The 26,704-nt window shown below is 70.1% G+C and carries 23 protein-coding genes; 12 read left to right on the forward strand and 11 right to left on the reverse strand.

Annotated elements, in window-relative coordinates; genetic code table 11:
* Nucleotides 1-12: 12 nt before the first annotated feature.
* Entirely contained in the window at nucleotides 13-1,995 is a 1,983-nt protein-coding gene (locus ACQYVW_RS06540; protein WP_434946415.1) for a BCCT family transporter, read from the reverse strand.
* 83 nt (nucleotides 1,996-2,078) lie between these two features.
* On the opposite strand from ACQYVW_RS06540, the gene ACQYVW_RS06545 reads away from it, so the two are divergent.
* From ACQYVW_RS06545 to ACQYVW_RS06560, 4 genes are all read left to right on the forward strand, one after another.
* Nucleotides 2,079-2,363, forward strand: coding sequence for a DUF4031 domain-containing protein (locus tag ACQYVW_RS06545; RefSeq protein WP_434934746.1), 285 nt, complete (start codon nucleotides 2,079-2,081; stop codon nucleotides 2,361-2,363).
* 46 nt (nucleotides 2,364-2,409) lie between these two features.
* Nucleotides 2,410-2,658 carry a DUF3297 family protein gene (locus ACQYVW_RS06550; RefSeq protein WP_434934748.1) on the forward strand — a complete coding sequence of 83 codons (249 nt, stop codon included), beginning with the start codon at nucleotides 2,410-2,412 and terminating at the stop codon, nucleotides 2,656-2,658.
* A gap of 181 nt (nucleotides 2,659-2,839) precedes the next feature.
* Nucleotides 2,840-3,301, forward strand: a complete 462-nt coding sequence (gene msrB / locus ACQYVW_RS06555; protein ID WP_434946416.1) for a peptide-methionine (R)-S-oxide reductase MsrB — start codon at nucleotides 2,840-2,842, stop codon at nucleotides 3,299-3,301.
* Nucleotides 3,302-3,320: 19 nt separating this feature from the next.
* Nucleotides 3,321-3,716 carry a YciI family protein gene (locus ACQYVW_RS06560; protein WP_434946417.1) on the forward strand — a complete coding sequence of 132 codons (396 nt, stop codon included), beginning with the start codon at nucleotides 3,321-3,323 and terminating at the stop codon, nucleotides 3,714-3,716.
* A 168-nt stretch (nucleotides 3,717-3,884) separates the two neighbouring features.
* Here the strand turns inward: ACQYVW_RS06560 and ACQYVW_RS06565 are convergent, their stop codons facing one another.
* The gene (locus tag ACQYVW_RS06565; protein ID WP_434946418.1) at nucleotides 3,885-7,466 is read right to left on the reverse strand and encodes an alpha-1,6-glucosidase domain-containing protein; all 3,582 of its coding nucleotides are present in this window, start codon (nucleotides 7,464-7,466) and stop codon (nucleotides 3,885-3,887) included.
* A 471-nt stretch (nucleotides 7,467-7,937) separates the two neighbouring features.
* Here ACQYVW_RS06565 and ACQYVW_RS06570 point away from each other — a divergent pair, with 471 nt between their 5' ends.
* Nucleotides 7,938-9,140, forward strand: a complete 1,203-nt coding sequence (locus ACQYVW_RS06570) for a serine hydrolase domain-containing protein (RefSeq protein WP_434946419.1) — start codon at nucleotides 7,938-7,940, stop codon at nucleotides 9,138-9,140.
* Between the two features lie 19 nt (nucleotides 9,141-9,159).
* Here the strand turns inward: ACQYVW_RS06570 and ACQYVW_RS06575 are convergent, their stop codons facing one another.
* Entirely contained in the window at nucleotides 9,160-11,286 is a 2,127-nt protein-coding gene (locus ACQYVW_RS06575; RefSeq protein WP_434946420.1) for a M48 family metallopeptidase, read from the reverse strand.
* A 314-nt stretch (nucleotides 11,287-11,600) separates the two neighbouring features.
* Between ACQYVW_RS06575 and ACQYVW_RS06580 the strand changes: the two genes are divergently transcribed.
* The gene (locus tag ACQYVW_RS06580) at nucleotides 11,601-12,038 is read left to right on the forward strand and encodes a VOC family protein (protein WP_434946421.1); all 438 of its coding nucleotides are present in this window, start codon (nucleotides 11,601-11,603) and stop codon (nucleotides 12,036-12,038) included.
* Between the two features lie 155 nt (nucleotides 12,039-12,193).
* Complete coding sequence (locus ACQYVW_RS06585) at nucleotides 12,194-12,817, forward strand: DUF998 domain-containing protein (protein WP_434932844.1); 624 nt, start codon at nucleotides 12,194-12,196, stop codon at nucleotides 12,815-12,817.
* A gap of 3 nt (nucleotides 12,818-12,820) precedes the next feature.
* Here ACQYVW_RS06585 and ACQYVW_RS06590 read toward each other — a convergent pair whose 3' ends face one another.
* Nucleotides 12,821-13,213 carry a hypothetical protein gene (locus tag ACQYVW_RS06590; protein ID WP_434946422.1) on the reverse strand — a complete coding sequence of 131 codons (393 nt, stop codon included), beginning with the start codon at nucleotides 13,211-13,213 and terminating at the stop codon, nucleotides 12,821-12,823.
* Between the two features lie 243 nt (nucleotides 13,214-13,456).
* Between ACQYVW_RS06590 and ACQYVW_RS06595 the strand changes: the two genes are divergently transcribed.
* The 3 genes from ACQYVW_RS06595 (at nucleotide 13,457) to ACQYVW_RS06605 (ending at nucleotide 15,426) form a co-directional block, all read left to right on the forward strand.
* Nucleotides 13,457-14,218: a hypothetical protein gene (locus ACQYVW_RS06595; RefSeq protein ID WP_434932846.1), complete on the forward strand. Its 762-nt coding sequence runs from the start codon at nucleotides 13,457-13,459 to the stop codon at nucleotides 14,216-14,218.
* 202 nt (nucleotides 14,219-14,420) lie between these two features.
* Entirely contained in the window at nucleotides 14,421-14,633 is a 213-nt protein-coding gene (locus ACQYVW_RS06600) for a hypothetical protein (RefSeq protein ID WP_434932847.1), read from the forward strand.
* A gap of 10 nt (nucleotides 14,634-14,643) precedes the next feature.
* Nucleotides 14,644-15,426 carry a TspO-related membrane protein gene (locus ACQYVW_RS06605; protein WP_434932848.1) on the forward strand — a complete coding sequence of 261 codons (783 nt, stop codon included), beginning with the start codon at nucleotides 14,644-14,646 and terminating at the stop codon, nucleotides 15,424-15,426.
* Nucleotides 15,427-15,490: 64 nt separating this feature from the next.
* On the opposite strand, the gene ACQYVW_RS06610 is transcribed toward ACQYVW_RS06605, so the two are convergent.
* The 4 genes from ACQYVW_RS06610 to ACQYVW_RS06625 form a co-directional block, all read right to left on the reverse strand.
* Nucleotides 15,491-16,948, reverse strand: a complete 1,458-nt coding sequence (locus ACQYVW_RS06610; protein ID WP_434946423.1) for a hypothetical protein — start codon at nucleotides 16,946-16,948, stop codon at nucleotides 15,491-15,493.
* Nucleotides 16,945-17,982 carry a hypothetical protein gene (locus tag ACQYVW_RS06615; RefSeq protein ID WP_434946424.1) on the reverse strand — a complete coding sequence of 346 codons (1,038 nt, stop codon included), beginning with the start codon at nucleotides 17,980-17,982 and terminating at the stop codon, nucleotides 16,945-16,947. The genes ACQYVW_RS06610 and ACQYVW_RS06615 overlap by 4 nt, the downstream gene beginning before the upstream one ends.
* A 152-nt stretch (nucleotides 17,983-18,134) precedes the next feature.
* On the reverse strand, nucleotides 18,135-18,806 hold the full coding sequence (locus tag ACQYVW_RS06620) for an SDR family oxidoreductase (protein ID WP_434932851.1): 672 nt from the start codon (nucleotides 18,804-18,806) through the stop codon (nucleotides 18,135-18,137).
* A 107-nt stretch (nucleotides 18,807-18,913) separates the two neighbouring features.
* Nucleotides 18,914-19,507 (reverse strand): hypothetical protein, encoded by a 594-nt coding sequence (locus tag ACQYVW_RS06625; RefSeq protein ID WP_434932852.1) that lies wholly within the window; start codon nucleotides 19,505-19,507, stop codon nucleotides 18,914-18,916.
* 574 nt (nucleotides 19,508-20,081) lie between these two features.
* Here ACQYVW_RS06625 and ACQYVW_RS06630 point away from each other — a divergent pair.
* Nucleotides 20,082-20,921, forward strand: coding sequence for a class I SAM-dependent methyltransferase (locus tag ACQYVW_RS06630; RefSeq protein ID WP_434932853.1), 840 nt, complete (start codon nucleotides 20,082-20,084; stop codon nucleotides 20,919-20,921).
* A gap of 79 nt (nucleotides 20,922-21,000) precedes the next feature.
* Here ACQYVW_RS06630 and ahr read toward each other — a convergent pair whose 3' ends face one another.
* The 3 genes from ahr to ACQYVW_RS06645 all read right to left on the reverse strand — a co-directional run bounded on the left by ahr (nucleotide 21,001) and on the right by ACQYVW_RS06645 (nucleotide 25,063).
* Nucleotides 21,001-22,017: an NADPH-dependent aldehyde reductase Ahr gene (gene ahr, locus ACQYVW_RS06635; protein WP_434946425.1), complete on the reverse strand. Its 1,017-nt coding sequence runs from the start codon at nucleotides 22,015-22,017 to the stop codon at nucleotides 21,001-21,003.
* Between the two features lie 330 nt (nucleotides 22,018-22,347).
* A complete protein-coding gene (locus ACQYVW_RS06640) occupies nucleotides 22,348-23,058 on the reverse strand; it encodes an outer membrane beta-barrel protein (protein ID WP_434946426.1) in 711 nt (236 codons plus the stop codon).
* Between the two features lie 391 nt (nucleotides 23,059-23,449).
* Nucleotides 23,450-25,063, reverse strand: a complete 1,614-nt coding sequence (locus ACQYVW_RS06645; protein ID WP_434946427.1) for an MFS transporter — start codon at nucleotides 25,061-25,063, stop codon at nucleotides 23,450-23,452.
* Between the two features lie 257 nt (nucleotides 25,064-25,320).
* Between ACQYVW_RS06645 and ACQYVW_RS06650 the strand changes: the two genes are divergently transcribed.
* Nucleotides 25,321-26,703: a glutaminase gene (locus ACQYVW_RS06650; protein ID WP_434946428.1), complete on the forward strand. Its 1,383-nt coding sequence runs from the start codon at nucleotides 25,321-25,323 to the stop codon at nucleotides 26,701-26,703.
* Nucleotide 26,704: the final 1 nt, after the last annotated feature.

Below are 26,704 nucleotides of genomic sequence, written 5' to 3' on the forward strand. Positions count from 1 at the left end.
ACGCGGTGCCGCTCAGCGCACCGCGTCGAGGAAGTGCATGTGGCGGCGGTACTGGTCGAGGACGTCGTGGATCACGTCCTCGCGCCGCCAGCCTATGATGTCGTAATCCTGGCCGCCTTCGCGCAGGTGGACTTCGGCGCGGCACGATAGGCCGCCCGCAGCGCGCCGGCGCGGATCGGCCAGCAGGAACGACGGCGGCGCATAGGCGCGCGGGCGGACCGAGTAGAAGAAGTCCATCTCTTCGCCGTGGCCGACCTGCAGCCAGACGCGGCCGTCCTCGCCCTCGGCGGTTTCGGCCGGCAGCCCCTGCCGGCACAGCTCGCCGGCCACGTCCCGCAGCGCCGGCAGCACCTCGCCGCGCAGGAAGGCCAGCACTTCCTCGCGCCCCGGCTGGTGCACCAGCACGCGCAGGCGCGTTCGCCAGTCGGTGTCCACGCCCAGCCCGGGCGGCATCGTGCGTGCACCGCGCACGGCCTCGCGCTTGGTCACGTCCAGGCGCATCGCGCGCAACAGCCCCACGCAGGCCAGGATCATCACCACGGTGAAGGGCAGGGCCGCGGCGATGGTGGCGGCCTGCAGGGCGGTCAGCCCTCCCGCGGCCAGCAGCGCGATCGCGATCGCGCCGACCAGCAGCGACCAGAAGATCCGCTGCCACACTGGCGATTCCTGCTCGCCCTTCGAGGACAGCATGTCGATCACCAGTGCGCCCGAGTCGGCGGAGGTGATGAAGAACACGGCCACCAGCAGCGTCGCCACCGAACAGGTCAGCGTCGCCAGTGGCAGCTCCTGCAGGAAGCGGTACAGCGCGACCGAACTGTCGGCCGCCACGGCCTCCACCAGCGCCGCGTCGCCACCGAACAGGATCATGTGCAGCGCGCTGTTGCCGTACACGGTCATCCACAGGCAGGTGAAGCCCATCGGCACCAGCAGCACGCCGACCACGAATTCGCGCACGGTGCGGCCGCGCGAGATGCGCGCGATGAACATGCCCACGAACGGCGACCAGGCGACCCACCAGCCCCAGTAGAACAGGGTCCAGCCCCCGATCCAGCCGGTGGGCTCGTAGGCATACAGGTTGAAGGTCATGGGAAACACGCTGGACACGTACATGCCGGTGTTCTGGACCAGCGCCTGCAGCAGGTGGATGGTGGGCCCGGCCAGCATCACGAACAGCATCAGGGCGATCGCCAGCACCATGTTGAACTCCGACAGCCGGCGCACGCCGCGGTCGAGCCCGGAAAACACCGACAGGGTCGCCACCGCGGTGATGCCCGCGATCAGCGCGACCTGCACGCCGGTATCCACGCGCAGGCCGAACAGATAGTTCAGGCCGGAGTTGATCTGGATCACGCCCAGCCCCAGCGACGTCGCCAGGCCGAAGATCGTGCCGAGCACCGCGAAGGCGTCCACCGCATGACCGATCCAGCCATGGATGCGTTCGCCGATCAGCGGGTACAGCGCCGAGCGGATCCGCAGCGGCAGGCCATGGCGATAGGCGAAGTAGGCCAGCGACAACGCCACCACCGCATACACCGCCCAGGCGTGCAGGCCCCAGTGGAAGAACGTGATGCGCATGGCCTGGCGCGCGGCCTCGACGCTGCCGGCCTCGCCCACCGGCGGCGCGCTGAAGTGCATCACCGGCTCGGCCACGCCGAAATACATCAGGCCGATGCCCATGCCCGCGGCGAACAGCATCGCGAACCAGGTGGTGTAGCCGTAGTCCGGCTCGCTGTGGTCCGGCCCCAGCTTGAGCCGGCCGAGGCGGCTGGCCGCCACCCCGACCACGAACACCAGGAATCCCGCCACCGACAGCACCGTGAACCAGCCCGCTTCGTCGGCCGTCCATTGCTTGGCCGCGCCGAAGACCGCCTCGATCCGCGCTGGCGCGACGAACGATGCGGTCACCAGCAGCAGGATCAGTCCCGCCACCGGGTAGAACACCTGCGGCAGGATCATGGCGCGCGGCCGACGCTGCGCCGTGCGGGATTCGGTCATGGCGCCTCCTGGCTGCAGTCGACGGCAACGACCCCACTGTTTGCGCGAAGATACGTTGTCGCCACGTGAGGAGCCGCCGCCGGATGACCGTTTACGTCGATGACGCGGTGACGCTGTGGCGCGGCCGCCGCTGGGCGCACCTGATGGCCGACACCCTCGACGAACTGCACACCTTCGCCGCCCGCCTCGGGTTGCCGCGCCACGCCTTCCAGAACAAGACCAGCGGCGCCCACTACGACGTCACCGCCGAGTTGCGGGAGCGGGCGATCGCGCTGGGCGCACAGGCGATCTCGCGCCACCACGACCGCGCCCTCGTCCGCGCCGTGATCGCGCGCGCCCGGGCGCAGGGGCGCGGCGAAGCGCAGTGAGCGGTCCGCTACAATCGCGCCCACACCCGATTCGTCACCTTTCGCCATGTCCGAAACGCCTCCCGACCGCCTCTGCAACGATCCGCGCAGCCCGCACTACGACGAGGCCTCGCTGGGGCGCGGCATCGGCATCCGCTTCAAGGGCGTGGAGCGCCGCGACGTGGAGGAGTACTGCATCAGCGAAGGCTGGATCCGCGTGGCCGCCGGCAAGGCCCTGGACCGCCGTGGCCAGCCGCTGACGATCAAGCTCAAGGGCGACGTCGAAGCCTGGTACCTGCTGCCCGAGGGCAGCTAGCGCCGCGCACCCCGGCCGGGCGGCTCTACTGCCTCCGCGCGGCGCTGCCGCGCCCGGACGATGCGTGGACCGCCACGCCGAACCCCACCCGCCTGGCGACGCCCGCTGCGGGACGCGATCGCGCGCGCGGCCGCGACCGGAAGCTGGCAAACTCCGGGACCCCACCGCACGGAGGCCGACCATGTCCGGTTTCGACCTGACACCGCCCGATCCCGCGCAGCGTGCCACGCTGGAGGCCGGCCTGGACGAGGCCGAACGGCGGGTGCTGCTGGCGCATGGCACCGAGGCGCCGTTCTGCGGCGTCTTCCTGGACAACAAGCGCGAGGGGACCTACATCTGCCGGCTGTGCGGGCTGCCGCTGTTCCGCTCCGGCGCCAAGTTCGATTCGGGGACCGGCTGGCCGAGCTTCTTCGCGCCCTGGGCGCCCGACCACATCCGCTACGTGCGCGACACCAGCCACGGCATGGTCCGCACCGAAGAAGTCTGCGCGCGCTGCGGCAGCCACCTGGGCCACGTATTCCCCGATGGCCCGCCGCCGACGCACGAACGCCACTGCATCAACTCGGTGTCGCTGGCCTTCGTCGACGCTGGCGAACCACTGCCCGACCCGCTGGGGCGCGGCGACAACCAGGCCGCCACCTGAGCGATCCACGGAGGATCCGATGCAGTATCTGCTGCTGGTCTACGTCGACGAATCGATGATCGAAGCGCTGCCGGACGGCGAGTACGACCGCCGCATGCGCCACTGTCTGGAACGCGCCGACGCGCTGCAGGAGGAAGGCAAGGTGCTGGGATTCCAGCAACTGGAACCGGCACGCACCGCGAAGTCGGTGCGCCGCCGGGAAGGCAGGGTCAGCGTGGTCGATGGCCCCTTCGCCGAAACCAAGGAACTGCTGGCAGGCTTCAACCTGGTCGAGGCCGACAGCCTCGAGGACGCGGTGCGCATGGCCGAGGAGTTGCCCTGGGCCGAGACCGGCTGCATCGAGGTGCGCGCGGTGCGCGACGTCGACGCCGTCCGAGCTCGCGTCGGCGCGCCGCGGCGTCCTGCCGCCGCGTAGACGCCCCTCCGCGCGGCACGGGCCGCGCGTTCCCGGCGTCGATGCCGGCCGCTCAGCGCCCGGTGGCGCCGTCGAGATGCTCGGCGAGAAGCCAGCAGCTGTGCGTAATCGCGGCGCCGGTGTTCCTCCCGGCGGCCACGCGCGCTCGGCGTGCAGGCTGCGAGCAGCTCAGTGCACCACGAACACCACCGCGGTGCGCGCGGGCACCTGGAAGCTGCCGCTGGCCGCGTCGTAGCGCGCGGCGGCGGCCCGGCGGTCGGCGGCATCGCGGGCGCGGTGCACCGGGTGCAGGCGATAGGGCTTGCCCGCTTCGGCGGGCACGGCGATGGCATGCGCGCGCTTGTCGACGTTGATCAGGTACACGAGTTCGCGGAATCCAGCGCCCGCATGGCCGCGGCCATCGAGGTGCCCGACCAGCACGGTGGGCTCCTGCGTGCTGCCGGTATTGTGGAAGCGCAGCCGCCGGTTGATCTCCTCGGCGGTCCGCAGCCGGAACAGGCTGGAACTGGCGCGGATGCGCAGCAGGTCGCGGAAGGCGTCGCGGGTCCAGCGGATATCGGCGGGCAGCGGCACGATCGCCGGATCGGCCAGCAGCGGCGCCATCACCGGCCAGTTCTCGCCATTGTCCGAGCGCATCGGCAGGCCCACGCCGAAGTTGTTGCTGCGGTAGGTCCAGTCGAGCGCGTTGAACCAGTCGCCGCTGTCGTAGCTGTTGCGGTCCAGCGACTTGCTGCGCAGGGTATCGATGCCGGCATGGAAGTAGGCCACGCCCTGGCTGAAGGCCGTGGTCGCGGCGCCCAGCACCTGCACCCGCGCGCGGTCCTCGCGGCTGGTGGCACGCGGCAGCTTGTAGGCGTTGGCGTCGAACAGGGTCGGGTTGTCGTGGTTGTCGACGTAGTTCACCACCTCCTGCGGATCCACCACGTAGCCGGCGGGCTGGCCGTTGTAATCGAGTTGCTCGAGCCGCAGCACCTCGTCCCAGTGGGTCTGCAGCCGGTAGCTGCGGATGGAGCCGGCGAGGCCAACCTTGAGGATGTCGGCCGACCACATCAGCGCGCTGCGTGGATGGTTGCCCCCGCTGCCGTTGTCGTCGTAGTGCAGGCCGTTGAGGAAGCCCTGGCTGCGCAGCAGGGCCTGGCCACTGTCGAAACCGGAACCGCCGCGCGCGTGGTCGCGGGCACGGTCGCTGAAGGTACCGATGCCGCTGCCGTTGAGCGACAGCTGCGAGGCCTGCACGAAGCGAGCGCCGTCGGCCACCTCACCGAAGTTCCAGCCTTCGCCGATGAGCTGGACCGGCCGGCCCACCGCGGCATTCACCTCCTCCTGCAGCCGCTCCATCACCGATCGCGGCTGGTGCCCCATCAGGTCGAAGCGGAACGAATCGACGTGGTACTGGGTGGCCCACAGCTTCACCGAATCGATCATGAGCTTGCCCATCATCAGGTGCTCGGTTGCGGTGTTCTCGCAGCAGGTGGAACGCTCGATCCGGCCGTCGCCATCGAGGCGGTGGTAGTAGCCGGGCACGATGCGGTCGAGCACCGACTTCGGATCCTGGCCCGAGGCACTGGTGTGGTTGTAGACCACGTCCATGCCCACGCGCAGCCCAGCCTCGTGCAGGGACATCACCATCGCCCGGAACTCGCGCACGCGCGCGGCGCCATCGGACGCGTCGCTGGCGTAGCTGCCTTCGGGCGCATTGAAGTGCCAGGGGTCGTAGCCCCAGTTGAAGCAGTCGCTGCCGCGGCTGGCGGCCACCGCCGCCTGCTGCGCGTCCGAATCGGGCGCCGCGGCGGGCACGACCGGGGTCGTGCAGCCGGTCTCCGGCACGCTGGCGAAATCGAAGGCGGGCAGCAGGTGCACGTCGGTCAACCCCGCCCGCGACAGCGCCCGCAGATGGCGCATGCCGTCGCTGTTGTACTGGGCGAACGCGAGGTACTTGCCGCGCAGCGGCGCACGGACGCTGGCGTCGTTGATGGAGAAATCGCGCACGTGCAGCTCGTAGATCGACATGTCCTCCTGCGCGCGCACCACGTCGGGCGTACGGTCGCGGGCCCAGCCCGGCGGCGCCAGCGCGGGCGAGGCCAGGTCGCCGACATAGCTGCGCTGCGAATCGGCATCCAGGCTGATCGCATAGGGATCGGTGACCAGGTTGCGCACCAGGCCCACGCCGCGCACGAACACCTGCACCGCATAGCGATAGTGGTCGCCCGCGCGCAGTTCGCGACGCGCAGCCGACCAGCTGCCGGTGGCCGGATCGAAATCCATCTCCTGCAGCAACGGCTCGCCGCCGCGCGCGCGATAGCCGCACAGCCAGACCCGCTGCGCCGTCGGCGCCCACAGCCGGAACCGGGCCTGGCCACCCTCGATCCGCACGCCCAGGTCGTCCAGGCGGTCGGCCGCGGCGTAGCGATCATCCAGTTGCCCAGGCAACTGCGGGGTGGTCGCCGACAGCACCCGCCCCTGCGCATCCTCCTGCGCAAGTACCAGCTGCCCGCGCAGCAGCGCCGCCAGCGTGGCGTCATCGCCATCATCGACGGCCAGCACCACGCCGGCGCCCACCCAGCGAAAGCGGTCGGCGAGTTCGGCGGGCGCATGCGCGACCGACAACGCCAGCGCACCATCCGCACCGGACACCGGCGCGCCCTTGCGCGCCACAATGCCGCCGCGTGCGGAATGATGCAGCCGGAACCTGCCGCCCGCATCGGTGCGCGGCCACTGCAGCAAGCGACGCGACAACCATACCGCGCGCGCGTCGGTGGTGGAGGCGCGGCCCAGGTCCGGCGGCGCGGTGAACACGCGAGGTTCCTGCTGGACGAGCCAGACGTGACCGGTGCGGCCAACGACCTGCAGCCCGGCCAGGCCGATGCCGATGTCGGAGGTCCATCCATCCTTGTTGTCGACACCGCCCCGCGGATTGTCCGGCATGCCGTGCAGGACCAGATCGACCCGGACGCGGCCGGCATCGTCGCGCGGGTTCAGCACGGGCAGGTCGAAGGCGACTTCGGACCCATCGTCGGCGGCCACGTAGTTGGGCATCGCCGAGAGCGGCACAGGACGTTGCCAGTCGCCGAGGGCCAGGCCGGGCAGGCGCGCCACGTCGACGCCGCTGCCGTCCCACAGGTGCAGGCCCCACTGCGCAAAGCCGTTGTCGTAGCGGCGGTAGTGCACGCGCACGGTATCGATGTCGGGTGTGGCGGCAAGCGGATTGCTGCGGTACACCGCCGGATCGCCGGAGCGCAGCCACAGCGTTTCGCCGTCGGCGAACTGCCAGGTGCGGTCGGCTCCGGGATCGCCGGCCTGGCCAGGCCGGTGCACGATGAACCCGAAGCCGGAGGCGGACGCGTCGATGTCGAAGTAGGCGCCGTACTGGTCCACGCCCGCGCGCGGCAGCGGCATATCCCAGGTGACGCCCGGGTAGTCGCCCACATGCCGCCCGTCGCCATCCACCTGCCATACATGCAGTCCCCAGTCGGCGTAGGCGCCATCGGGGCGGTGGTAATGCACGCGCACGCTGCGCGCTGCCTCGCCGGGTGTCGCCGGTGCGGGCACCAAGACCGTCGCATGCGGCGCTTCGCAGATCGCAACTGCGCCATTGTCGACCGGCACGGCCGGCGACGGCGTCGGCGGTGGCGCGTCCGGGTGCGCCGGATCTGCGGCCAGCGGCTCGTCGCAGGCGGTCACGCCGGCAAGGACCGCGAACAGCAGCAGCACGCGCATTGCGCGCAGGCAGGCGGCAACAGGATCTCGCATGGCGGCTCCGCGGATCGAAGATCGGTGGGTTCGCGCCGGCCTCGTAGCACCCGGCCGTGCGCGGCGCCCTGGGTGCTCCGACTCTGCGACGCGATGCAGGCCGCGGCAAGGCATGTGGTGCACGCTGCATACGTATTCAGCGCGTGCAGGTCGTGCAATGGCGCAATTGCGTCGTCGAACGCAGCCACCGTGCGCCAGCCGGAAGCGCGGCGTGCTGGCGATTCCCTCCATGCGCTGCAGCGCAGCACCAGCGCGCGCGGTCGCGATGGCGGCCGCGTGGGCGCTACGCTCCGCTACAGGTGCCCGGCTCCGCCCGGCCATTCGCATGTGCGGAGCCTAGAGATGGATGCGTCGCCGATAGCCGCACGGCGCGTGAAGCCCGGGCGACCGCTGCGCGCCTCGTCTACCATCGTGTCCATGCCCAGGCACCCCTCTCCCATGCCGCGGGCGTTCGACCTCAGGGAACCTTCCATGCGCACGATATCCTGGCTGCTGCTCCTGAACCTGATCGCGGCCAGCGCTAGCGCTGGCGAGCCCGTCGCCAGCGTACGTGTCGCCTTCGACCGCGCGGGACCGACCTCGGTGCAGGCCGAAGGCCTCGCGGACATCGCCGCCGGACGCGCCGTGACCGCGGACGATCCGGTGCGCGTGGCCTCGATCTCGAAGCTGGTGGTGGCGATCGGCGTGTTGCGCCTGGTGGAAGCCGGGCAGCTGGACCTGGAGGCCGACGTGTCCGATGCGCTCGGGTGGCGCCTGCGCCATCCGCAATGGCCGGAGCAGCCAATCACGCTGCGCATGCTGCTGTCCCACCAGGCCGGGCTGACCGACGCGGCCGGCTACTGGCAGGTACCGCTGGGCAGCGAGCTGCGCGGGCTGCTGGACGATCCGCGCGCCTGGGATCCCGCGCACGCGCCCGGGCGCTTCTTCCGCTACGCCAACCTCGGCTTCCCCCTGGTGGCGGCGGCGATGGAGCGCGCCACCGGCGAGCGCTTCGACCTGCTGATGCAGCGGCTGGTGCTGCAACCACTCGGCATCGCCGGCTGCTACAACTGGGCTACCTGCGACGAGGCGACCGCGGCGCGGGCGGTGGTGCTGTACGACGCCGCGCACGCGCCGGTACGCGACGACCATCGTGGCGGCATGCCCGCGTGTGCGGTGATCACCGCAGAAGGTGCCGGCTGCGACCTGTCGCAGTGGCGCGCGGGCGTCAACGGCGCGCTGTTCTCGCCCCAGGGCGGCCTGCGCATCTCCGCGCGCGACCTGGCCAGGATCGGGCGCCTGCTGCTGGGCGACGGCGAAGTGGATGGCGTGCGCCTGCTGTCGCCGGCGTCGGTGCGCAGCCTGCTGGCGCCGCAGTGGACCTATGCCGGAGACAACGGCATCGGCCACGAGGAGGACACCGGCGACGGCGATCGGCTGGCCTTCTTCTGCCGTTACGGGCTGGCCGCGCAGACGCTGGCCACAGCGCAGCCCGACTGCGGCGACGATCCCTTCGGCGATGGCGTCGAGCGGGTCGGGCACAGCGGTTCGGCATACGGCCTGCGCTCGGGGCTGTGGATCGACCGCGCTGCAGGCAATGGCGTGGTCTATTTCGCGACCGGTGTAGCGGACGACCGCACCGGCGCGCGCTCGGCCTTCAGTGCGATCGAGGAGCAGCTGGCGCGCGGGAACTAGGCGCCGCGCGCTTCGCGCCTCATCGCGCCTGGAACAGCCGGATCGGACGGATGCCATGCTCGCGCTCGGCCGCATCGGCCAGCAGCGCCAGTTCCGCCAGCTCGCGCCGGTACAGCTCCAGGAACGCGTCCTCGGCCGGCGCGGTTACGTGGATGAAGGCGAAGGGGTCGCCGCCCGCCGACGACATGCGTCCGCAGCGGCCGCGCAGATGCCGGCCCAGGGTCGCGCCATCCGCGAGCGCAACGCCGTCGAGCTGTTCCAGCAGGGCATCGAACTCCCGCCGGTACTGTTCGGCCATTGCGAACACGCGAACGCGCAGGGTGTCGGCATCACGGCTCATGCCGGACTGCAGCCGCAGGCAGACGCGGCCTTCGGACGTCAGCCGCTCAAGCCGCGGCCAGGCATCGTGCAGCTGCTGCAGCAGGACCAGCGCGGCCTGCGCCCGCGCCTGCGATGAGCCGGCCATCGCCGCGGCCGCCAGCTGGAAGCGGCGCGCGAACAGCGCGAGGATGCGCCCAGCCAGCTTGCGGTCCGCGGAGGCATCGTTGCGGCAGCGGCCCAGCTGTTCGCGCAGCGCGCCGGGATCGGGTTCCGACCCGTCGGGCATGCTGAAATCGACGCCCAGGTCCACCAGCCTGACCCATAGTTCGAGTTCGTCGGCCCGCGTACGGGCACGATCCAGCCTCGGCCACAGGCTGGAGGCGTCCGGCCCCAGCCTGCGCAGTTCGTCCACGCAGCCCTGCCAGTCGAAGCCGGCGGCGGGCAGCAGCGTGCCCTCGACCGGATCGAGCAGCGGCACCGTGCCGAGCATGCCGTTGGCGAAGCGCTTCCAGGCCTGCGCAAGCTCCTCGGGCAGCTGGCCCATGCCGAGCAGCTGCGCGGGCGCCAGCAGGTTGCGCGCGCCGAACTCCAGGTCCATCTCGCGGTAGTAGTGCGCGGTCACGTCACGGCACAGCGCGGGAAAATCCGCGAACAGTTCCGCTGCCGGGCGTTCGTCGACGAACATGCCCGCGGCCGGATGCGAGATGGCGTTGGTGATGCGCGCCTGGTCTGCCGGGTGCGAATCCCAGAAGCGCGTCTCATCGTCGTTGTCGAGCAGGCGCTCCACCGCCTGCCAGTCCTCCGCGCCCCACTGCCCCATCCGCAGCGCAGCCGCGGCGGGCAGGTCGTCCACCAGGCCACCCTCGCGCCAGGCCTTTCGGTTGAGTGTCTCCACCTCGTGCATCGCCTGCGCCAGCGCGCGCAGGCGCAGCGCGGTGCCGGCGAAGCTGTCGCTGCCGGCCACGGCGACCTCGTAACGGTCGGCGTCGAACTCCATTTCCTGCGACAGCCGCCGGCTCATGCGGAAGCTGAGCTGGAACAGCCCGCGCAGGAAGACGCGCGTCAGCCCAAGGCAGAACTGGGCGACCCCGCACATCAGATGGAACAGGTTGCCGCCATCGCCGTCCTCGCCGTCGTCCAGCCAGCGCTGCAGGCGCTCGTCCCATTTGTCGCGGTGGTAGGCGCGCGACTCCAGCCAGCGGTTGACATGGTTGATCACGTGCGCGGCGCGCATGCCGCCGCCCTGCGCGAAGTGACCGAACTCGTGCGCCAGCACGCCCACCAGCTGGCGCGCGGTCATGCCCGCCACCAGCGGCAGGCCGATCGTCAGCGTCCTGGCGCCGCCCACCAGTCCGGCCGGGCCGGCACTGAACTGCACCCAGGCATTGACGCTGTGGCTGAGGTAGATCTCACGCGGCGGCGCAACGCCCACGGCCCGGCACAGCGAGATCACCGCCGCCCGGAATGCCGATTCGCCCTCGGGCAGGCGCACCGCATCTGGCGTCTTCGCGCGCGGCGCGAACAGCGGCTTGAGCAGGAACAGGATCAGCACGCCCAGCACGAAGCCCGGCACGGTCCAGGCGATCATCGCCCAGCCACTGATCGTGCGTGGCGCCCATTCGGTGTAGTAGGCGTAGCCCAGCCACGCCAGCGCCGCCACCAAGGCGAAATACACCACCGGCACCAGGCAGGACAGCAGCGCCACCAGCCACAGCAACAACGTGTACAGCGGGCGGCGCGCCGGCCGCGGCACCGAACCGGGCGCCATCGCGTGCATCAGTCCGGTCGACGATTGCGTCGTCGCGGCCGCGGGCATCGCCATCATGTCCATGATCTCCCCCGCGTGCGCCGGAGGGCCGGGCACGGCTGGCTTCGTTGCTCCTGGCTCCGCGACATGCCCCATGCCGTCGGCGGCGCGATGCACCACAGCCCCCTGCGTGATCACGCCCACCGAGCATACACAATCCGCCGCCGCTGCCGAAGGACCCGGCTGGAGCGCCGCTCCCTCACGTATCGCAACGCCTGCGCCCAGCCCGGATCCTCCAGACGTCCCGTCACCGGGCGGGCGATGTCGATCCGGCGGCTGGCGATTCGTCGCATCGGCGTGCGCTGTCGCACATACCCCGTGCAGGAGATCCCATGGTCCAGGCCGTCAACCCCTATCTCAACTTCCCCGGCAACACGCTCGAGGCATTCGAGTTCTACCGCTCGGTGTTCGGGGGCGAGTTTCCAATGGTGGTCCGCTACCGCGACTTTCCCGGCAACATGGGCGCGCCGGACGAGGCCGCCGACCGCATCGCGCATATCGCGCTGCCGCTCGGCCCCAACATGCTCATGGGCACGGACCTGGTCGGCGCCGACGTGGCGAAGTTCCAGCCTGCAAGCAGCAGCTACATCGTGATCGCACCCGACGATGCGGCCGAAGCGGCGCGCGTGTTCGAGGGCCTGTCGGCGGGCGGTACGGTGCAGATGCCGCTGCAGCCCACCGAGTGGGCAGAGCAATACGGCATCTGCATCGACCGCTATGGCGTGCAGTGGATGATCAGCTACGAGGGCAATACCCGGTTCCGCCCCTGAGCGATGCCCGCGCCGGCAGCAGGGTCGAAGACCGGTCGCACTCCCAGGGCTCGGCCGGACTGCCCGCCGGCACCGACCGCTGCTGCCCGGCGCGCCGGCGGCAGCCGAGGGACGCCACGTGCTACAAGAACGCCCCGCCCCACCCACGACGCGCCATGTCCACCCGCGACGCCGCTCCCATGCTTGCCTGCCGCCTGGCGGCAGCCTGCCTGGCCTTCTTCATCGCAGCGGCGATCGTGCTGCACCTGCTGCGGCCGGACCTCGATCCGGTCCACAGCCAGATGAGCCTGTACCTGATCGGGCCGTGGGGCGGGTTGCTGCAGGCGGCCTACGTCGCGCTGTCGGTGGCGATGGTCGGGCTGGCCTGGCAGGCCCGCCACAATGCGCCCCCGCACGCGCGCAGCGCCGCAGCGCTTTCGATGTTCGTGCTGGGCGGGGTGTGCCTGTCGATCACGGCCTACGCGGGGATGGACCTCCCCGACGTGGACGCCAGCATGGAAGGCCTGGTGCACGGCATCACCGCGCAGGGCGCATTCCTGTTCGCCACCACCGGCATCGTGCTGCAGGCGCTGCGGCTGCGTCAGGATCCGCGCTGGCGGCGACATGCGCGCTGGCTGCTGCCCTGGGCCGTGGCCTGCTTCGCCGCCATCTGGGTGCTGGCGCTGGCGCGCGATCTGCCGCGCGGCCTCGCGCAGAAGGCGGTCATCTGCCTGATCGTCGGCTGGCTGGCCGCACTGCTCGTCCTGTCCTGGCGCAGGTTGCGCATGGCCGACCGCTGAGCCTCAGCGGTCGCCCGAAGAGTCGCGCTGCTGGCCATAGCGCAGCCACAGCGCGGCGGAGTGCACATCGGCGAACACCTGGGCTTCCAGTCCAGAGCCGATGGCCGAGAGCATGCAGTGCTCCACAGTATCCAGGCCACGCGGCTTGACATGCGCCACCCGCAGCCGGCCCAGGAGCGGTCCGAATTCGGCCACCAGCGCGCGCCAGTCCGCGGCGTCGAGCGGCGGCCCCTCCAGTTCATCGACCAGCAGCAGCAAGCCCGCGCGCTGCGCTTCCAAGGCCTCGGCGATGGCACGCCAGTAGCCGAACGTGTTCGCGCGCGTATTGGACCCGGTCACATGGGCCTGCAGCTCGCCAGCTTCGCGCCGCAGCGCGATCCGGAAATCCCCACTCATCGCGCATCTCCCCTGTCGCCTGCGCGTGTGTCGTCCGACCCGCGAATGCCTGCCTACGGCCGGCAACGCGCCCCGCGGTCCTAGCCCCTTCCGCGTCCCCTCGGCGCCCATCCCGCTGCCGACATCCTAGATCACCTCGTCGTCACCTGCGCGTTAATTGCGTCACGACGCAGCCTGCACGGGCGATCCACAAGCCGCGCCGCATGATCCGGCCTCACCCCCAACCGAGCCGGAGCACAACGCATGAACAAGCATGATACGAATCCCGACCCGATCACCGGCGCGCCGGGCTCGCATCCGGTGGGCGTGGCGGCGGGCGGCACTGCCGGCGCCATCGCAGGAGCGGCGATCGGCAGCTTCTTCGGCCCCATCGGCACCTTGATCGGCGGCGGTATCGGCGCCGTCGGGGGCGCGTCGGGCGGCAAGGCGATCGCCGAGCGCGTCGATCCCACGGCCGAGGTCGAATACTGGCGTCAGGACGCAACCGGCCGCGAGTACTACCGCGCCGACCGCGACTTCGACCGCGACTATGCCCCGGCCTATCGCCTCGGCACCGAGCATCGCAACGAGGCCGGCCGCCGCGACTGGCAGGAAGCCGAGTCGGAATTGAAGGCGCGCTGGGACCAGACCCGCGGGCAGTCGACGCTCGACTGGGAGGCCGCGCAGCCGGCGGTACGCGATGCCTGGGATCGCACCGACCGCACCTTCGGCGCCTATGAGGACACCGATCGCCACTACGGCGAACAATACAACAAGGCCTCGTACTACCGCCAGGATTTCGACTATCAGGATTACCGGCCGGCGTATCGCTACGGCACGCAGGCCCGCAGCCTGTCGGCCGGTTCTGCCTGGGACGCGGACACCGAGTCGCGGCTGGAGCAGGGCTGGGAGCGCGCCAAGGGCGAGTCGCGCCTGTCCTGGCAGGAAGCCAAGGAAGCGGTGAAGGACGCGTGGCATCGCGTCGAGCGCCGACTGCCGGGCGACGCGGACGGCGACGGCCGCTGAGCGCGAAGCACTTTGCTGACCCCGCAAGCCCCCTTGACCGGGGGCTTGTCGGTTCTGCCGATGCTCGCGATGCAGTCGTCCATGGCGTCGGACCCCATTTGGGTCGCGCGCCCTGCTTGGGCAGCCCGCGTCACGCCAATGGTCACGCACGGATCACCTGTCCTGTTTCAACCTGATTTCCTTACAGCGCCGGAGTATTCCCATGTCACTGATCAAGCTTGTCGCCTATGGCACCATCGGCTACATCGCATACCGCGCCTGGCAACGGCACCACGAGACCACGACGCTGCGCCCGCAGGACGATGGCTCGCGTACTCCGCCCCACGGCGATCCCGTCCTGGTAGGCGAACAGATCGACGTGTCCGAGCCGCCGCGTGCCGCCGCGCACGCGAGCCGCGGTTTCGGCGAAGAATGACGGAGGCCCCATGCGCCTGCTCGTCGTCCTGACTGCACTGGCCATGCCCATCGTGGCGTGGCTGTCCAACACCGGCGCGTTCGGGCCGGACCAAGGCACGATCTCGGACCGCTATCCGACCTTGCTTGTCGCGGCGGGTTATGCGTTCTCGATCTGGAGCTTGATCTTTCTGCTCGACCTGCTGTACGCGTTCTGGCAGGCGAGCGGCGAACGCAGGCAGGACGCTACGCTCGGGCGCATCGCGCCCTGGGCGGCGGCTGGATTCTTCCTCACCACGATGTGGATGCCGCTGTTCTCCCAGGAACTGTTCTGGCTGTGCCTGCTGGTGATCTTCGGCGCGCTGGCCTGCCTGGCCTACTGCGCCGTGTTGCTGACGCGCGACCCGGCGCCGCTGCAGCGCCAGCACCTGTTCGCCTGGCTGCCGCTGTCGCTGCACGCGGGCTGGCTGACCCTGGCCGCCTTCCTCAACCTGGCGCAGGTGATGGTGGCCTACGAGGTGATGCCCGTCGACGCGCAGCTGCCGTGGGCGCTGGGCCTGTATGCCATGGCCGCCGTCGTGCTGCTCGTGCTCAATCACCGCATGCGCGGCAACGTGGCGTATGCGGCGGCGGCGTTGTGGGCACTGGTCGCGGTGTACGTGCGCCAGTCCGGCCATGACCTGGCGGGCTCCGACGTCTCGGCGTGGATCGCGCTGGCGATCGCGGTGGTGCTGTGCGTGCAGACCGCGATGCTGCGGGTTCACAATCCGGGCGGCTGGGTGCCCGCCGCCGGGCGGGTGGCGCTGCGGCGCTGATCGGGGACACCGGGGCGCGCGCCGGACCGAACGTCTGGCGCGCGCTGCTACTGGTGCGTCTCGGTCAGCTGCGCAGCAGTAGTGTTTCGTGGTCGTGGGCGGACGGGGGGAACTGCGCCTGGGTGGGCTCGGACTGTGCTTCCGCAACGTGCTGCGCCGCACGTTCCGGCGCACGAAAGCTGAAGTCGAACGCGATACGATTGGCGAGCGCGGCATCGCCCGCCAAGACCGCCGCGTAGTACCGGTTGAGATCGGGATTCTCGAACGGGCCCGGGACTGGATCGGTGTTGCCCTGCCGCTCCACCGGCAGGGGCGGCGGCTGCGGTAGCGGCTGATGCGCCGGATGATGGGCCGGCTGATGCGTCGGCTGAGGCAGAGCCTGAGGCCGCTGCGCTGGCGCTTGCGCCGGCGCCTCATCGCGGCCGACCTCGACATTGTGGAACAGGCCACCCTGCGTCGACGTCAGCACGTACTGCCAGCGCGTCTGCGCCGGGTTGCGCTGGGCCGCGTTGATGAAGTCGCGATAGTCGTCGGGATGGATGGTCTGGCAGCCGGCCGAATCGGCGTTGTTGCGCGAGCCGCTGTGGATCTTGAAGGTCTCGTTCAGCGGTTGGATGCCTGCCGGATCGGCTGGGGTGAAGTATCCATCGGCATTGGAATCCCGCTGCACCATCCTTCCCCCGCGTGTCATCTGCTCCGGGGAAGGCCTGAAGGCATCACGTGTTCCCACACTTCGGGGATTCGGATGATCCGCACGGAACATCTCGATCGTACCCTCCGCCATCCGGCCAAGGTCCCAGATGGAGTCTCCGTTGACGTCCTCCCCTTCGATCTTCCGCCTTCGGACTTCCTCATAGCCCACGGCAGGCGCAATCCTCCTCAATTCCGTTTGCGAGTTGCCACTGAAGGGGCGATCACCATCGCTTCCTGCATGATGGGCGTACTGGGCGGTCGGCTCTGTCGTAGCGCGGCCTGCAATGTAGATGCGTTCCGCGCCCCGTTCCGTCGTTCCCAGGACCACGATCTGGTCGTCGTACACACCCGTGCCACTACGGCCATTTCCATGCGACGCGAATGTCGGGGTCTCCCGACGCAGGCCCAGCAACACAACATGGTCATTTCGCCGCAGGTCGGCGCGCGCAGCCTCATCTCCGCGTGCTTCCACGATGCTCGCGTATACGTGGTACCGCTGTACCCGCGTCAGGCCCATCAGTTCATTCGGCCGGTCCGGGACATGACCCAGGTCAGGCATTCGGGGCGGACCGAGTGCGCGATGCAGACGCTCCACCGCGTCAGCATGGCGGAGACGCATGTCCTCGGGGAGCGACCCGCCGTCCCTGAGCAAGGATGCCGCGACATACCGGTCAATTGCCTCCTGCACGACCACGCGTTCCGGTTCGCGAATGCGTTCCAACAGGCTGAACCCCTCGTCGCCCTGCCCGCCGCGCAGGGACGCAACCACGCGGTTCGCGCTCTCCCGGATATCTATTCCGGTCGGAGGCAAGACAGGAGGATTCGTCATTCCATGTCACCTGAAAGCTCTTCCGAAGCGCCTGTATCAACCAGGTAAGAATCCCCCCGGAAATTGTCGGCGCACCCGGCTGCATGCTTGCCAAGGCCACACGCCCATAACGAGAGCTGAATCCTGCGACGAAGCTCGAAGCGCTCGCCGGTCCAGACCAGAAAGCCGAAGTGCGCGCGCCGGAAGAAGCCTCTTGGATCCGAGTCGGGGATATACGGCCGCTCGTAGTCGCCTTCTTCAGGCGGATCGATCACCCACCGCATGACGGGCGCCTTCGCCAGACTTCCGACATCCAGGCCGATGTCGGTATCGACCGCTCCTCCTTCCTGAGGTGGTCGCAGATAGATGCCGTAGCGCTCCTTCTCGGCGGGCGACAGGATCGGCGGCGGCGGAGCGAGCTCGCTCGTAACGTCTTCTGGCGCGCCGCCAGCGGTCACCCTGTAGATCTTCAACTCACGCATGACGTAAGGCTCCCCGGCCAGGCAGCCTTCGCCCACCGATCGCTTTGAGTGGGCCCGATCGTCGCTACAGGCGGGGCCATACACCGCGTAGACGGTAGTCTCCGGATCGGGGCCCTCGAACGAGCGCACCCAGAACCGGCTGTAGTTTGTGATGTCCGCCACGAAGTCGGGACGCTCACCGTAGCCCGGCACCGCACGAAACCGCTGCCGGCTGGCGACGGCCTCCTGGCGCTGGGCCTCGCTCAGGTGCGGATGGGTATCCGGCAAGCCAAGCAGGAGCGACTGGAGATGCTCGGGCAGCATCCCGTAGCAGGCCTTCTCATGAAGAGGGGGATCAGAGATCCATCTGGAGTCGCATTCCGCGCCCATTGCCTCTTCGAGCGCGAATTCATTGTCCGGCCCATGCGCGGCAGGGCCACTCCCGGAAGCAGGGAGCACCTGCTTCGACTGCGACGGCGAGGACTCCACTCGCTGTTCGTGCGGCTGCTTGCCGCAGGCGCTTGCGGTCGAAAGCAAGAACAGGACAGTAAGACCCGCCCAGCCACGGGACCGGGCAAACGCAGCGCTTGTCATCGCGAGGGCATCCTTTTCCTAGCGTCGGACGATAAAACTCCGCGTCGGGGCCCGTGTCAAGAGTGGCGTCGGGGCCGTACTCCGCCGCCCAGCGGCGACACCGCTGGCCGCATCGTATCCAGCGGCGCGTGCCCCGTCTGAGCGGCGCTGCGCTACCAAGGCAGCGGGGTGCCGTTCGCGTGCCAGAAGCTGCCGGTGTCGGCGAGGGTCAGGGCGTCGAGGCGGGCGATCAGCTGGGTGGCCGCGTCGTCGGGGCCGATGTCGCCCTGGCCGCCGAGCATCTCGGTCGCCACGCGGCCCGGATGCAGCAGCACGACGGCGATGCCGCGCGGTGCGAGGTCCATCGCCAGGGATCTGCCGACCGCGTTCACCGCCGCCTTGGACGCGCGGTAGCCGTAATAGGCGCCGGAGCCGTTGTCGGCCACCGAGCCCATGCGGCTGGTGATGATGCCGACCTTCGCGCCCTTCGCCAGCCGCCCCCGCAGCGCAGCCGCCACCCGCAGCGGGCCGAGCGTGTTGACCTCGAACTGGCGCTGCATGCGCGCGAAGGCGCCGGCATCCAGTTGGTCCAGGGTCTCGTTGGTGAAGATGCCGGCGTTGAGCACGAGGCCGTCGATGGACTGCGCTCCGAGCCGTGCGGGCAGCGATGCCACCGCGTCCGCATCGGCCACGTCCACGCCATCGATCACCTGCGCGCCCGTCGCGACCAGTGCGGGCGACGCTTGCCGGCAGACGCCGATAACCGTGTCGCCGCGTGCGGTGAGCTGCTGGCTCAGCGACAGGCCGATGCCGCGGTTTGCGCCGGTGATCAGATAGGTGGCCATCGATGTTCCTCGTACGTGGGGCCGTCCATTCTAGGGTCGGCACGCGCCCGCGCCAGCCGATGGATGAGAGCGAAGCGATGCGCGGTCGCGGGGCTCCGCGGATCGCCTCAGGGCCCGCACTGCCAGTGGCCGTCGAAGTTGCGGCTTGCGCCATCGGCGCGCAGATAGGTCAGGTTCGCCGGCCGCGGCGGCGATTCGCCTCCACCGATCGCGGGGCCTGTCACGTGGATCCGGATGGTCAGGCCGCGCCCGGTGAAGTCGGGACCGTCGAGGATCCCGTCGAATCCGCCAGGCGCCCGCACGTGCTCCACCACGCCGGCCACCTTCACGGCTCCGAGCGCCGGATCGTCGGACGCCACGTTGCCTGCCGCGTGCAGCAGCGCGCCGCTTTCGTGCAGGAAGACGCAGGACAGCTCGCCGGTGAGGCCGGCCTGCGCAAGGTCCCGGTCAGCGAGCGGATCGAGCTGGATCGCCGAGCCGTCCCCGCCGGCGGTGGCACCCGCAGCCGTCGTCGAATCGACATGCGTGCCGGCCGGCGGCGGCGTGGCGACAACGTCCTGCTGGTGCGAAGGGCCGTCGCCGACGGATGCGGTCTCCGGCCCGGGCGCGGACTCCTGCGCACAAGCGGACAGCAACAGCATCGAGGCGAGTGCCGCAAGGTGCAGCGCGGAGTGGCGCAGGATGCGAACCGGAACAGGCATGCGATCTCCTCAGGCGACGCCTGCATCGGAACAGGCGGGTGTTCATCGTGGCGCCCGGCGGGGTGGATCGACGTGAAGTTGGTTGCATCGCGACGGCGTCTGGTCCGGACAGGCGCGACCGGCTCCCGCCTTTGCCCGGCTCCGAAGCAGGCGAACCGTGCGCGACGCCCGGAGACAGGCGGAACCCCGCTCGCCACACGACGCATCGACCGCACGGCCGGGCACGCACGCGGGAACGTGGTCTTCCGTACAGGCGTCACCGCGACATGCCGCACTGCGCCGGTCATACCGCACAGGCGGCAGCGCATGCACACCGGGTGCCCGCCGGCAACCAGGCATGCCGCCGCGCAAACCGTCCAGACATACACCCGATGACCACTGCCGATGCACGCGTCGCAGGCCGGGCTTCGGCGTGGCGACTGCACGGGCACAGCGGCCGCCTTCATGCAGCGTAACCTCCGGGCCGCAGCGGACAGCCTCATCACCGGCCGCGTACGCCGCCGGCGCTTCTGCTGGAGAAGATGTCGCGCGGCCGGAGCGGTTACGATGGCGCGCCTTCTCCGATCGCCTTCCCGTGCCCCACTACGCCGGCCCGCTGCTCACCCGCGACATCGCCGACGCACTTCGCGCCGCACGCGATGCCGGGCACGATGCCTGGAACGGCTCGCTGGATCTCGGGCGCACGACCGCGCAGGTGCAGCTCGCCGACACCTGCTGGCGCTGGCGCGACGACGCGTTCCCCTATCCCGATCGCCTCAAGGACCGCACCATCCACTACTGGGATGGCGAGGCCTTCGTGCCCGCATCGCGCTACGGCCGCGCCCTGTACAAGCTGGTGCCCACCGGCTGGGGCGCGCCGACCTTCGAGATCGATGGCATCAAAATGCTGCCGACGGCGAAGGTGTCGCCGTTCGAGGATGCAAGAACAAAGGTGGCGCTGATCCAGCCGCGCGGCCGGCGCGTGCTCGACACCTGCGGCGGGCTCGGCTACTTCGCCGCCTGCTGCCTGGAGGCCGGCGCCGCGCAGATCCTCTCGTTCGAGAAAAGCGAGGACGTGCTGTGGCTGCGCACGCTCAACCCCTGGTCGCCCGATCCCGACGCGCCCGGCCACGGAGGACGCCTGCGACTGCAGCATGGCGATGTGTCGCAGGAAATCGCCCATCTGCCCGATGCGGGTTTCGACGCAATCCTGCACGACCCGCCGCGCTTCGGCATCGCCGGTGAACTGTACTCGCAAGCCTTCTACGACCAGCTGGCACGTGTGCTGCGCAGGGGCGGCATGCTGTTCCACTACACCGGCATGCCGAACAAGCTCACCAGCGGGCGCGACGTGCCGCGCGAAGTGTCGAAGCGGCTGGAGAAGGCGGGCTTCCGGACCAGGCTGGCGCTCGACGGCGTGCTTGCGCAGCGCTGAATTCCGCACGATGCCGGCCCGCCGGCAGGCCGCCGGCGGCCCGCCTTGCCGGAAGACTCCGGTCACCAGATCCCAGCGCTCAGAAGTCGGCGTCCAGCACGATCCGGTAGCGGGCCTTGCCGGCGCGCAGATGATCCAGCGCCTCGTTGACGCGGCTCATGGGGAAATGCTCGGTCTGCGGCGCCACGCCGTGGCGCGCGGCGAAGCCGAGCATGCTGTCGATCGCCCCGCGCGAGCCGGTAGGCGAACCCGACACCGACTTCTGCCCCGAGATCAGCGAGAACGCCGGCACCGCCATCGGCTCGAGGGGCACGCCGACCACATGCAGCCGCCCCTTGGGCGCCAGCGCACCGAGCAGGCCGGGCCAGTCCAGCGAGGCGTTGACCGTCTCGATGATCAGGTCGAAGGTGCCGGCCAGTTGCTTGAGCGCGCCGGCATCGCCGGTGCTGACCACACGGTGCGCACCGAACGCGCGCGCCTCCTCTTGCTTCGAGGCGCTGGAGGTGAACGCGGTGACCTCGCAGCCCCAGGCCCAGCAGAACTTCAGCGCCATGTGGCCCAGGCCACCGATGCCGACCACCGCGACCCGCGCCGTGGGCGCGATGCCCAGCTCGCGCAGCGGCGCGAACACGGTGATGCCGCCGCACAGCAGCGGCCCGGACTCGGACGCCTCCAGGCCTTCGGGCAGCGGCGCCACCCATACCCAGTGCGCGCGCACCTTGTCGGCGAAGGCGCCGTGGCGTCCGGCCAGGGTGGCCTGCACCTCACGGCACAGATGCTGCTCGCCCGCCAGGCACTGATCACAGTGCAGGCAGCTGCGCGCATTCCAGCCCAGGCCCACGCGCTGCCCCATCGCCACGCCCTTGGCGTTCGCCCCCAGCGCCGTCACCCGCCCCACCGCCTCGTGCCCGGGCACGAACGGATAGGCGGTGAAGCCCCATTCGTTGTCCAGCATCGACAGGTCGGAGTGGCAGAGGCCGCAGTGCTCGACGGTGATCTCCACCTCGTCGGCGCCCAGCGGGCCGGGGTCGTATTCGAAAGGTTCCAGCGGGGCGCCGGCTTTCGGAGCGGCCCAGGCGCGGTAACGGGTGGTCATGGCGGCTCTCCAGTCAGGCAGGCTGGCGACGATACGCCAACGGCGCCCAGCGCGCCGTGACCGGTGCAGCTGTCCGGCCCGCTTGTCCGGCACATTCCGGACCGCGCCGGCAGCCGACGGGGCCCGGTCTGCTCAGGGTCAGGTGGCCCACAGCGTGGTCCTGGATGAAGCGAGGCTCTGGTCGCCGCATCTGCAGCACGCCGCAGCGCAGACCGTGGAATGCCCTGCCCGTGGCCGCACCGAAGGGGAGTCGGAACTCCGCCCCCGCACGCCAGGCAGCCATCACCATCTGCCGTGCGGGTGGCGGTTGGAGGCGAACGCGCGGATGGATCAGAACGAGTATTCGGCCGTCAGGCCCAGCAGCGCTGTGGAACGCTTCGGCCCCTCGATCTCGGCACCGCTGTCCTCGTCGATGAAAGTGCCCGACTTCGCGCGGTGATAGTCGTAGTGCACACCGATGCTGAAGTTCTCGGTCGCGTTCCAGCCGGTGCCGATGCCGGCGTACCAGCTGCTGCGGTCCGGATCGCGCCCGCTGCGGATGCGCAGTTCCTGGTCGATGGTGTTGTAGTAGTCGGTGCTGTTGTCCGAAGCGCGGAAATAGCCACCCCGCATGCCCACGTACCAGGCAGGCGTGATGTTCACGCGCGCATTCGCGCCCGCGGTCCAGCCACGCAATGCGTTGCGCGCCTCGGTCTGGTCCACCGCGTCGTCGTTGAACACGTTGCGGACGCGGAAGTTGCCGAGATCGACGTAACCGAGCTCCGCACCCACGCCCCAGCGGTCGCTGACCTTCCAGCGATAGCCACCGGACACGCCGTAGCCGGTCTCGCGGCCTTCGTTGCTCTCGAGGAAGTCGAAATCGCCGGTACCAAAGCGCCCGGCGGTGCCGCCGTCGGTGCGACCGACGTTGCCGGTGACGAACCATGCGCCCTCGCCGACCGACAGGCTGGGACGGTAGGGATCGGCGCCCGCGTTCTGGGCGAACACCAGCGGCGAGAACATCATGGCGGCCAATGCGGCAGGAATTGCAAGCTTCTTCATGAGGGACCTCTTGTTGTCTTGGGCATGCCCGGGGGATGGCATGCCTGCGTGATGCAGCCGGTTGTGGCGTGATTCATGGCTGCGTTGGGGCCGCATTAGGAACAACCCAAACTGAAGCAGGCGCAAACCTTCATGCCGCCTCCACGCGAATGCACGGCGCCGGTTCAAAGAGGATTCAACTCTGCAATCAGCGCGTCGACCGCCCCGACTGGGGCTTTGCAGTCTGCAAGTCTGTCGCCACATGGCTCTGGCACAGCATCCGCATCGGACTTCGACAGGGCGCCCCCGCCATGCTGCGAACGGCGTCGGCAATGCCGCCCTCTCACGGACGCGTTGGAACCGAATCGCGCCTTTGCCGCTGGCCGCGGGGCGCGCGCCTCGCGGCGCCCGCCTAGTGCGCCCGGGGCCCGGCCAGCGCCGTTTCGATTTCTTCCAGCCGCCGCCCGCGCGTCTCGATGCCGTGGCGCAGCAGCATCCATCCCGAGACCGCCATCGGCAGCGCGGTCAGCAGCGCCGACCACGCGAAGTGGTCGAAGAACCCGACCACGCCCAGCCCCGCGCCCAGGATGCCGCCGGCCTTTGAGCTCGCCGCGACCACGCCCGAGCCGGTGCCGCGCAGGCGTACCGGATAGATCTCCGCCGCGTACGGGATCAGCATCGCGATCACGCCGCTCACGCTCACCAGCAGCGACACCGTCGCCGCGACCACCGCGCCGGGCGCGCGCACTTCGGCAAAGCCCATGGCCGCGAACGCCAGCAGCGAGAGCGTGGTGGCCGCGATGAACAGCACCAGCGCGCGCACGCTGCTCCAGCGGTGGTAGAGCCAGATCACCACCGCGATGCCGGGCAGCGCCAGCAGCGCCGAACGCGCCAGCACCGCGCTCGCGCCCGCCGCGTCCACGCCCAGCTCCACCAGGTTGGTCGGCAGCCACAGCAGGAAGCCGAAGTTGGCCAGCCCCCAGGCCACGCCGCACACCAGCAGGCCCGAGGTGATCGGCCGATGGCGCCCGTGCATCAGCGCGCGCAGGCCGCTGACCGGGTGCGATTCCTCGATCACCGGCGCGCCGGGATGCGCGGCATCGTCCACTTCCACCGCGTCGCGCCGCTGGCCCGCGAACCGCCGCAGCACCGCGCGCGCCGCCTCGTCCAGGCCGGCGTTGGACAGGAACCGCGGCGATTCGGGAATCCAGCGGTTGAGCACGATGATCACCGCGCCGGTGGGCAGCCCCAGCAGCCACAGCACGCGCCAGCTGAACATCGGCTCCAGCCACGCCGCCGCGCCCGCGGCCAGCAGGTAGCCGGCCGAGGTGCCGATGCCGCCCAGCGCCACCAGCAGCCAGCCGCGGTGCGCGGCCGGCACGGTCTCGGCCATCAGGGTGAAGGTGATCGGCAGCAGGCCGCCGGCGGAGGCGCCCATCAGGAAGCACATCGCCAGGTTCCACTCGAACGTCGGCATCGCGCCGCAGATCGCGGTGCCCATGAACATCAGCGCCGACAGCAGGATCGCCGCGCGCCGGCCGGCGATGTCCGCGATGCGGCCCCACACGATCGAGCCGACGGTGGTGCCGGTGAGCGCGAACAGCGCCAGCAGGCTCGCGCGCGAGGTGCCGATGTCGTATTCGGCGCGCATGCCGGGCATCACGAAACCGAGCGTCGCCGGCTTCATCACGTCCACCGCCAGCGCCACGATCAGCACGATCACGAGCGTGGCGTGGGCCCGGTTGAGCGGCACGCCATCGGCGACGTGGAAATGCAGGTGCGCGCCCGGCGCCGCGGCGGCGCCACCGGGCAGCCGCGGCAGCATCCCGAAGGCCGACAGCGCCAGCCCGACGGGGATCGCCGCCATGCCCAGCCACATCTCCGTGGTCATCGGCATGCCCACCATCTGCCAGTGCGTGTGCTGCCCCATCATGAACATCGGCGCGTGCGCGAACACCCCGCCCACCAGCAGCGCGCAGCCGAACCAGAACACGAGGGGGTGGCGGAAGGACAGGCCGTTGGTCATGGCGAACCGCTTGGGGGCGAAGCGGCGAAGTTTGCGGCAATTGAAGGCGGAAGGCATCCGGTCCCAGATGCGCTTCGCTTGTCCGGCCTATGCTGGCTGGTGTCGTGTCCCGCCGGGTGCCAAGTGCGAAACGCACCTGCCTCCTCGACTTCGAACGACCCCTGGGAAGTGACCCCTTTCGAATTCGCGTTGCCCATACGGACAGGCGGCACCGATGGCGCGGTTACCATGGCCTTCCCCCTGCCCGCCGGATTCGAATGAAGTCACCGATCCCCGACTACCTGGCCGACGTGCTGGACGCGGTGCGCGGCATCGAAGACGGGGCGCCCGCGGACTACATCGACATGCTGGCCCGCGCCGACGTGTCGCGGCTGGCCGTGGCGCTGGCCACCGTGGATGGCGAGGTCTATGCCGTCGGCGACCACGACGTGGAGTTCTCGATCCAGTCGATCTCCAAGCCCTTCGCCTACGCGCTTGCGATCGAGGACAACGGCCTGGACCGTGTGCTCGAACGCGTCGGCGTGGAACCGTCCGGCAACGCCTTCAATGAACTGTCGCTGGAGGCCGGCAGCCATCGGCCGATGAATCCGATGATCAACGCCGGCGCGATCGCCACGCACGCGCTGGTCGCCACTCCTGGCGCCAGCCGCGAGGCCCGCGTCGCCCGCTTCGTCGACGTGATGTCGCGCCTGGCGGGCCGCCCGCTGTCGGTGGACGAGGCCGTCTACGAGGCGGAACTGCGCGACGGCAACCGCAACATGGGGCTGGGCTACATGCTCAAGGCCGGCGGCATGCTCGACTGCAACCCCGGCGAGGCGGTGTCCGGCTACATCCGCCAGTGCTCGGTCAACGTCAACGTGCGCGACCTCGCGCTGATGGCGGCCACCCTGGCCAACGCCGGCCAGCAACCGCAGACCGGCGAGCGCATCTTCTCGGCCACCAGCGTGCGCCAGGTGCTGTCGGTGATGACTTCGTGCGGCATGTACAACGCCGCCGGCGACTGGATCACCACCGTGGGCATCCCCGCCAAGAGCGGCGTGGCCGGCGGCATCATCGGCGCGCTGCCCGGCCAGCTGGGGCTGGCGGTGTTCTCGCCGCGGCTCGACGGCCATGGCAACAGCGTGCGCGGGGTCGCGGTCTGCGAACGGCTCTCGCGCGACATGGGCCTGCACATGATGGACGTGAGCCAGATCGGCCGCAGCCTGGTGCATGTCCTCGAAGCCACCCTCGGCGGCGGCGCGCGGCAGGACGGCGAAGACGTGGTGCCGATCTACGAACTGCGCGGTGCGGTGCGCTTCGGCGGCGCCGAACTGCTGACCCGCCACCTCGCACGCGATTTCGGCACCAGCGACGGACAGGACGACGGCATCGGCACCTACGCCGGGGCCCGCGCCGTGATCCTGTCGCTGCGCCACACCCACTCGCTGAGCGACGTGGCGCAACGCGTGCTGCGCGAGAACATCCGCCGCCTGCACGGCGACGGCCGCGACGTGGTCGTGATCGACCCGTCCGGCGTGCTCGACCTCGCACCGCTCGAAGCCGACAAACGACCGGTCGTGGTGGACGACAACGAAGCCGCACGGCAGCACGTCGGCGGCGCGCATTGCCGGCTGGTGTCGAGCCGCGAGCTGGCGGACTGAA

Source organism: Luteimonas campi, from assembly GCF_051162505.1.
Classification (GTDB): Bacteria; Pseudomonadota; Gammaproteobacteria; order Xanthomonadales; family Xanthomonadaceae; genus Luteimonas.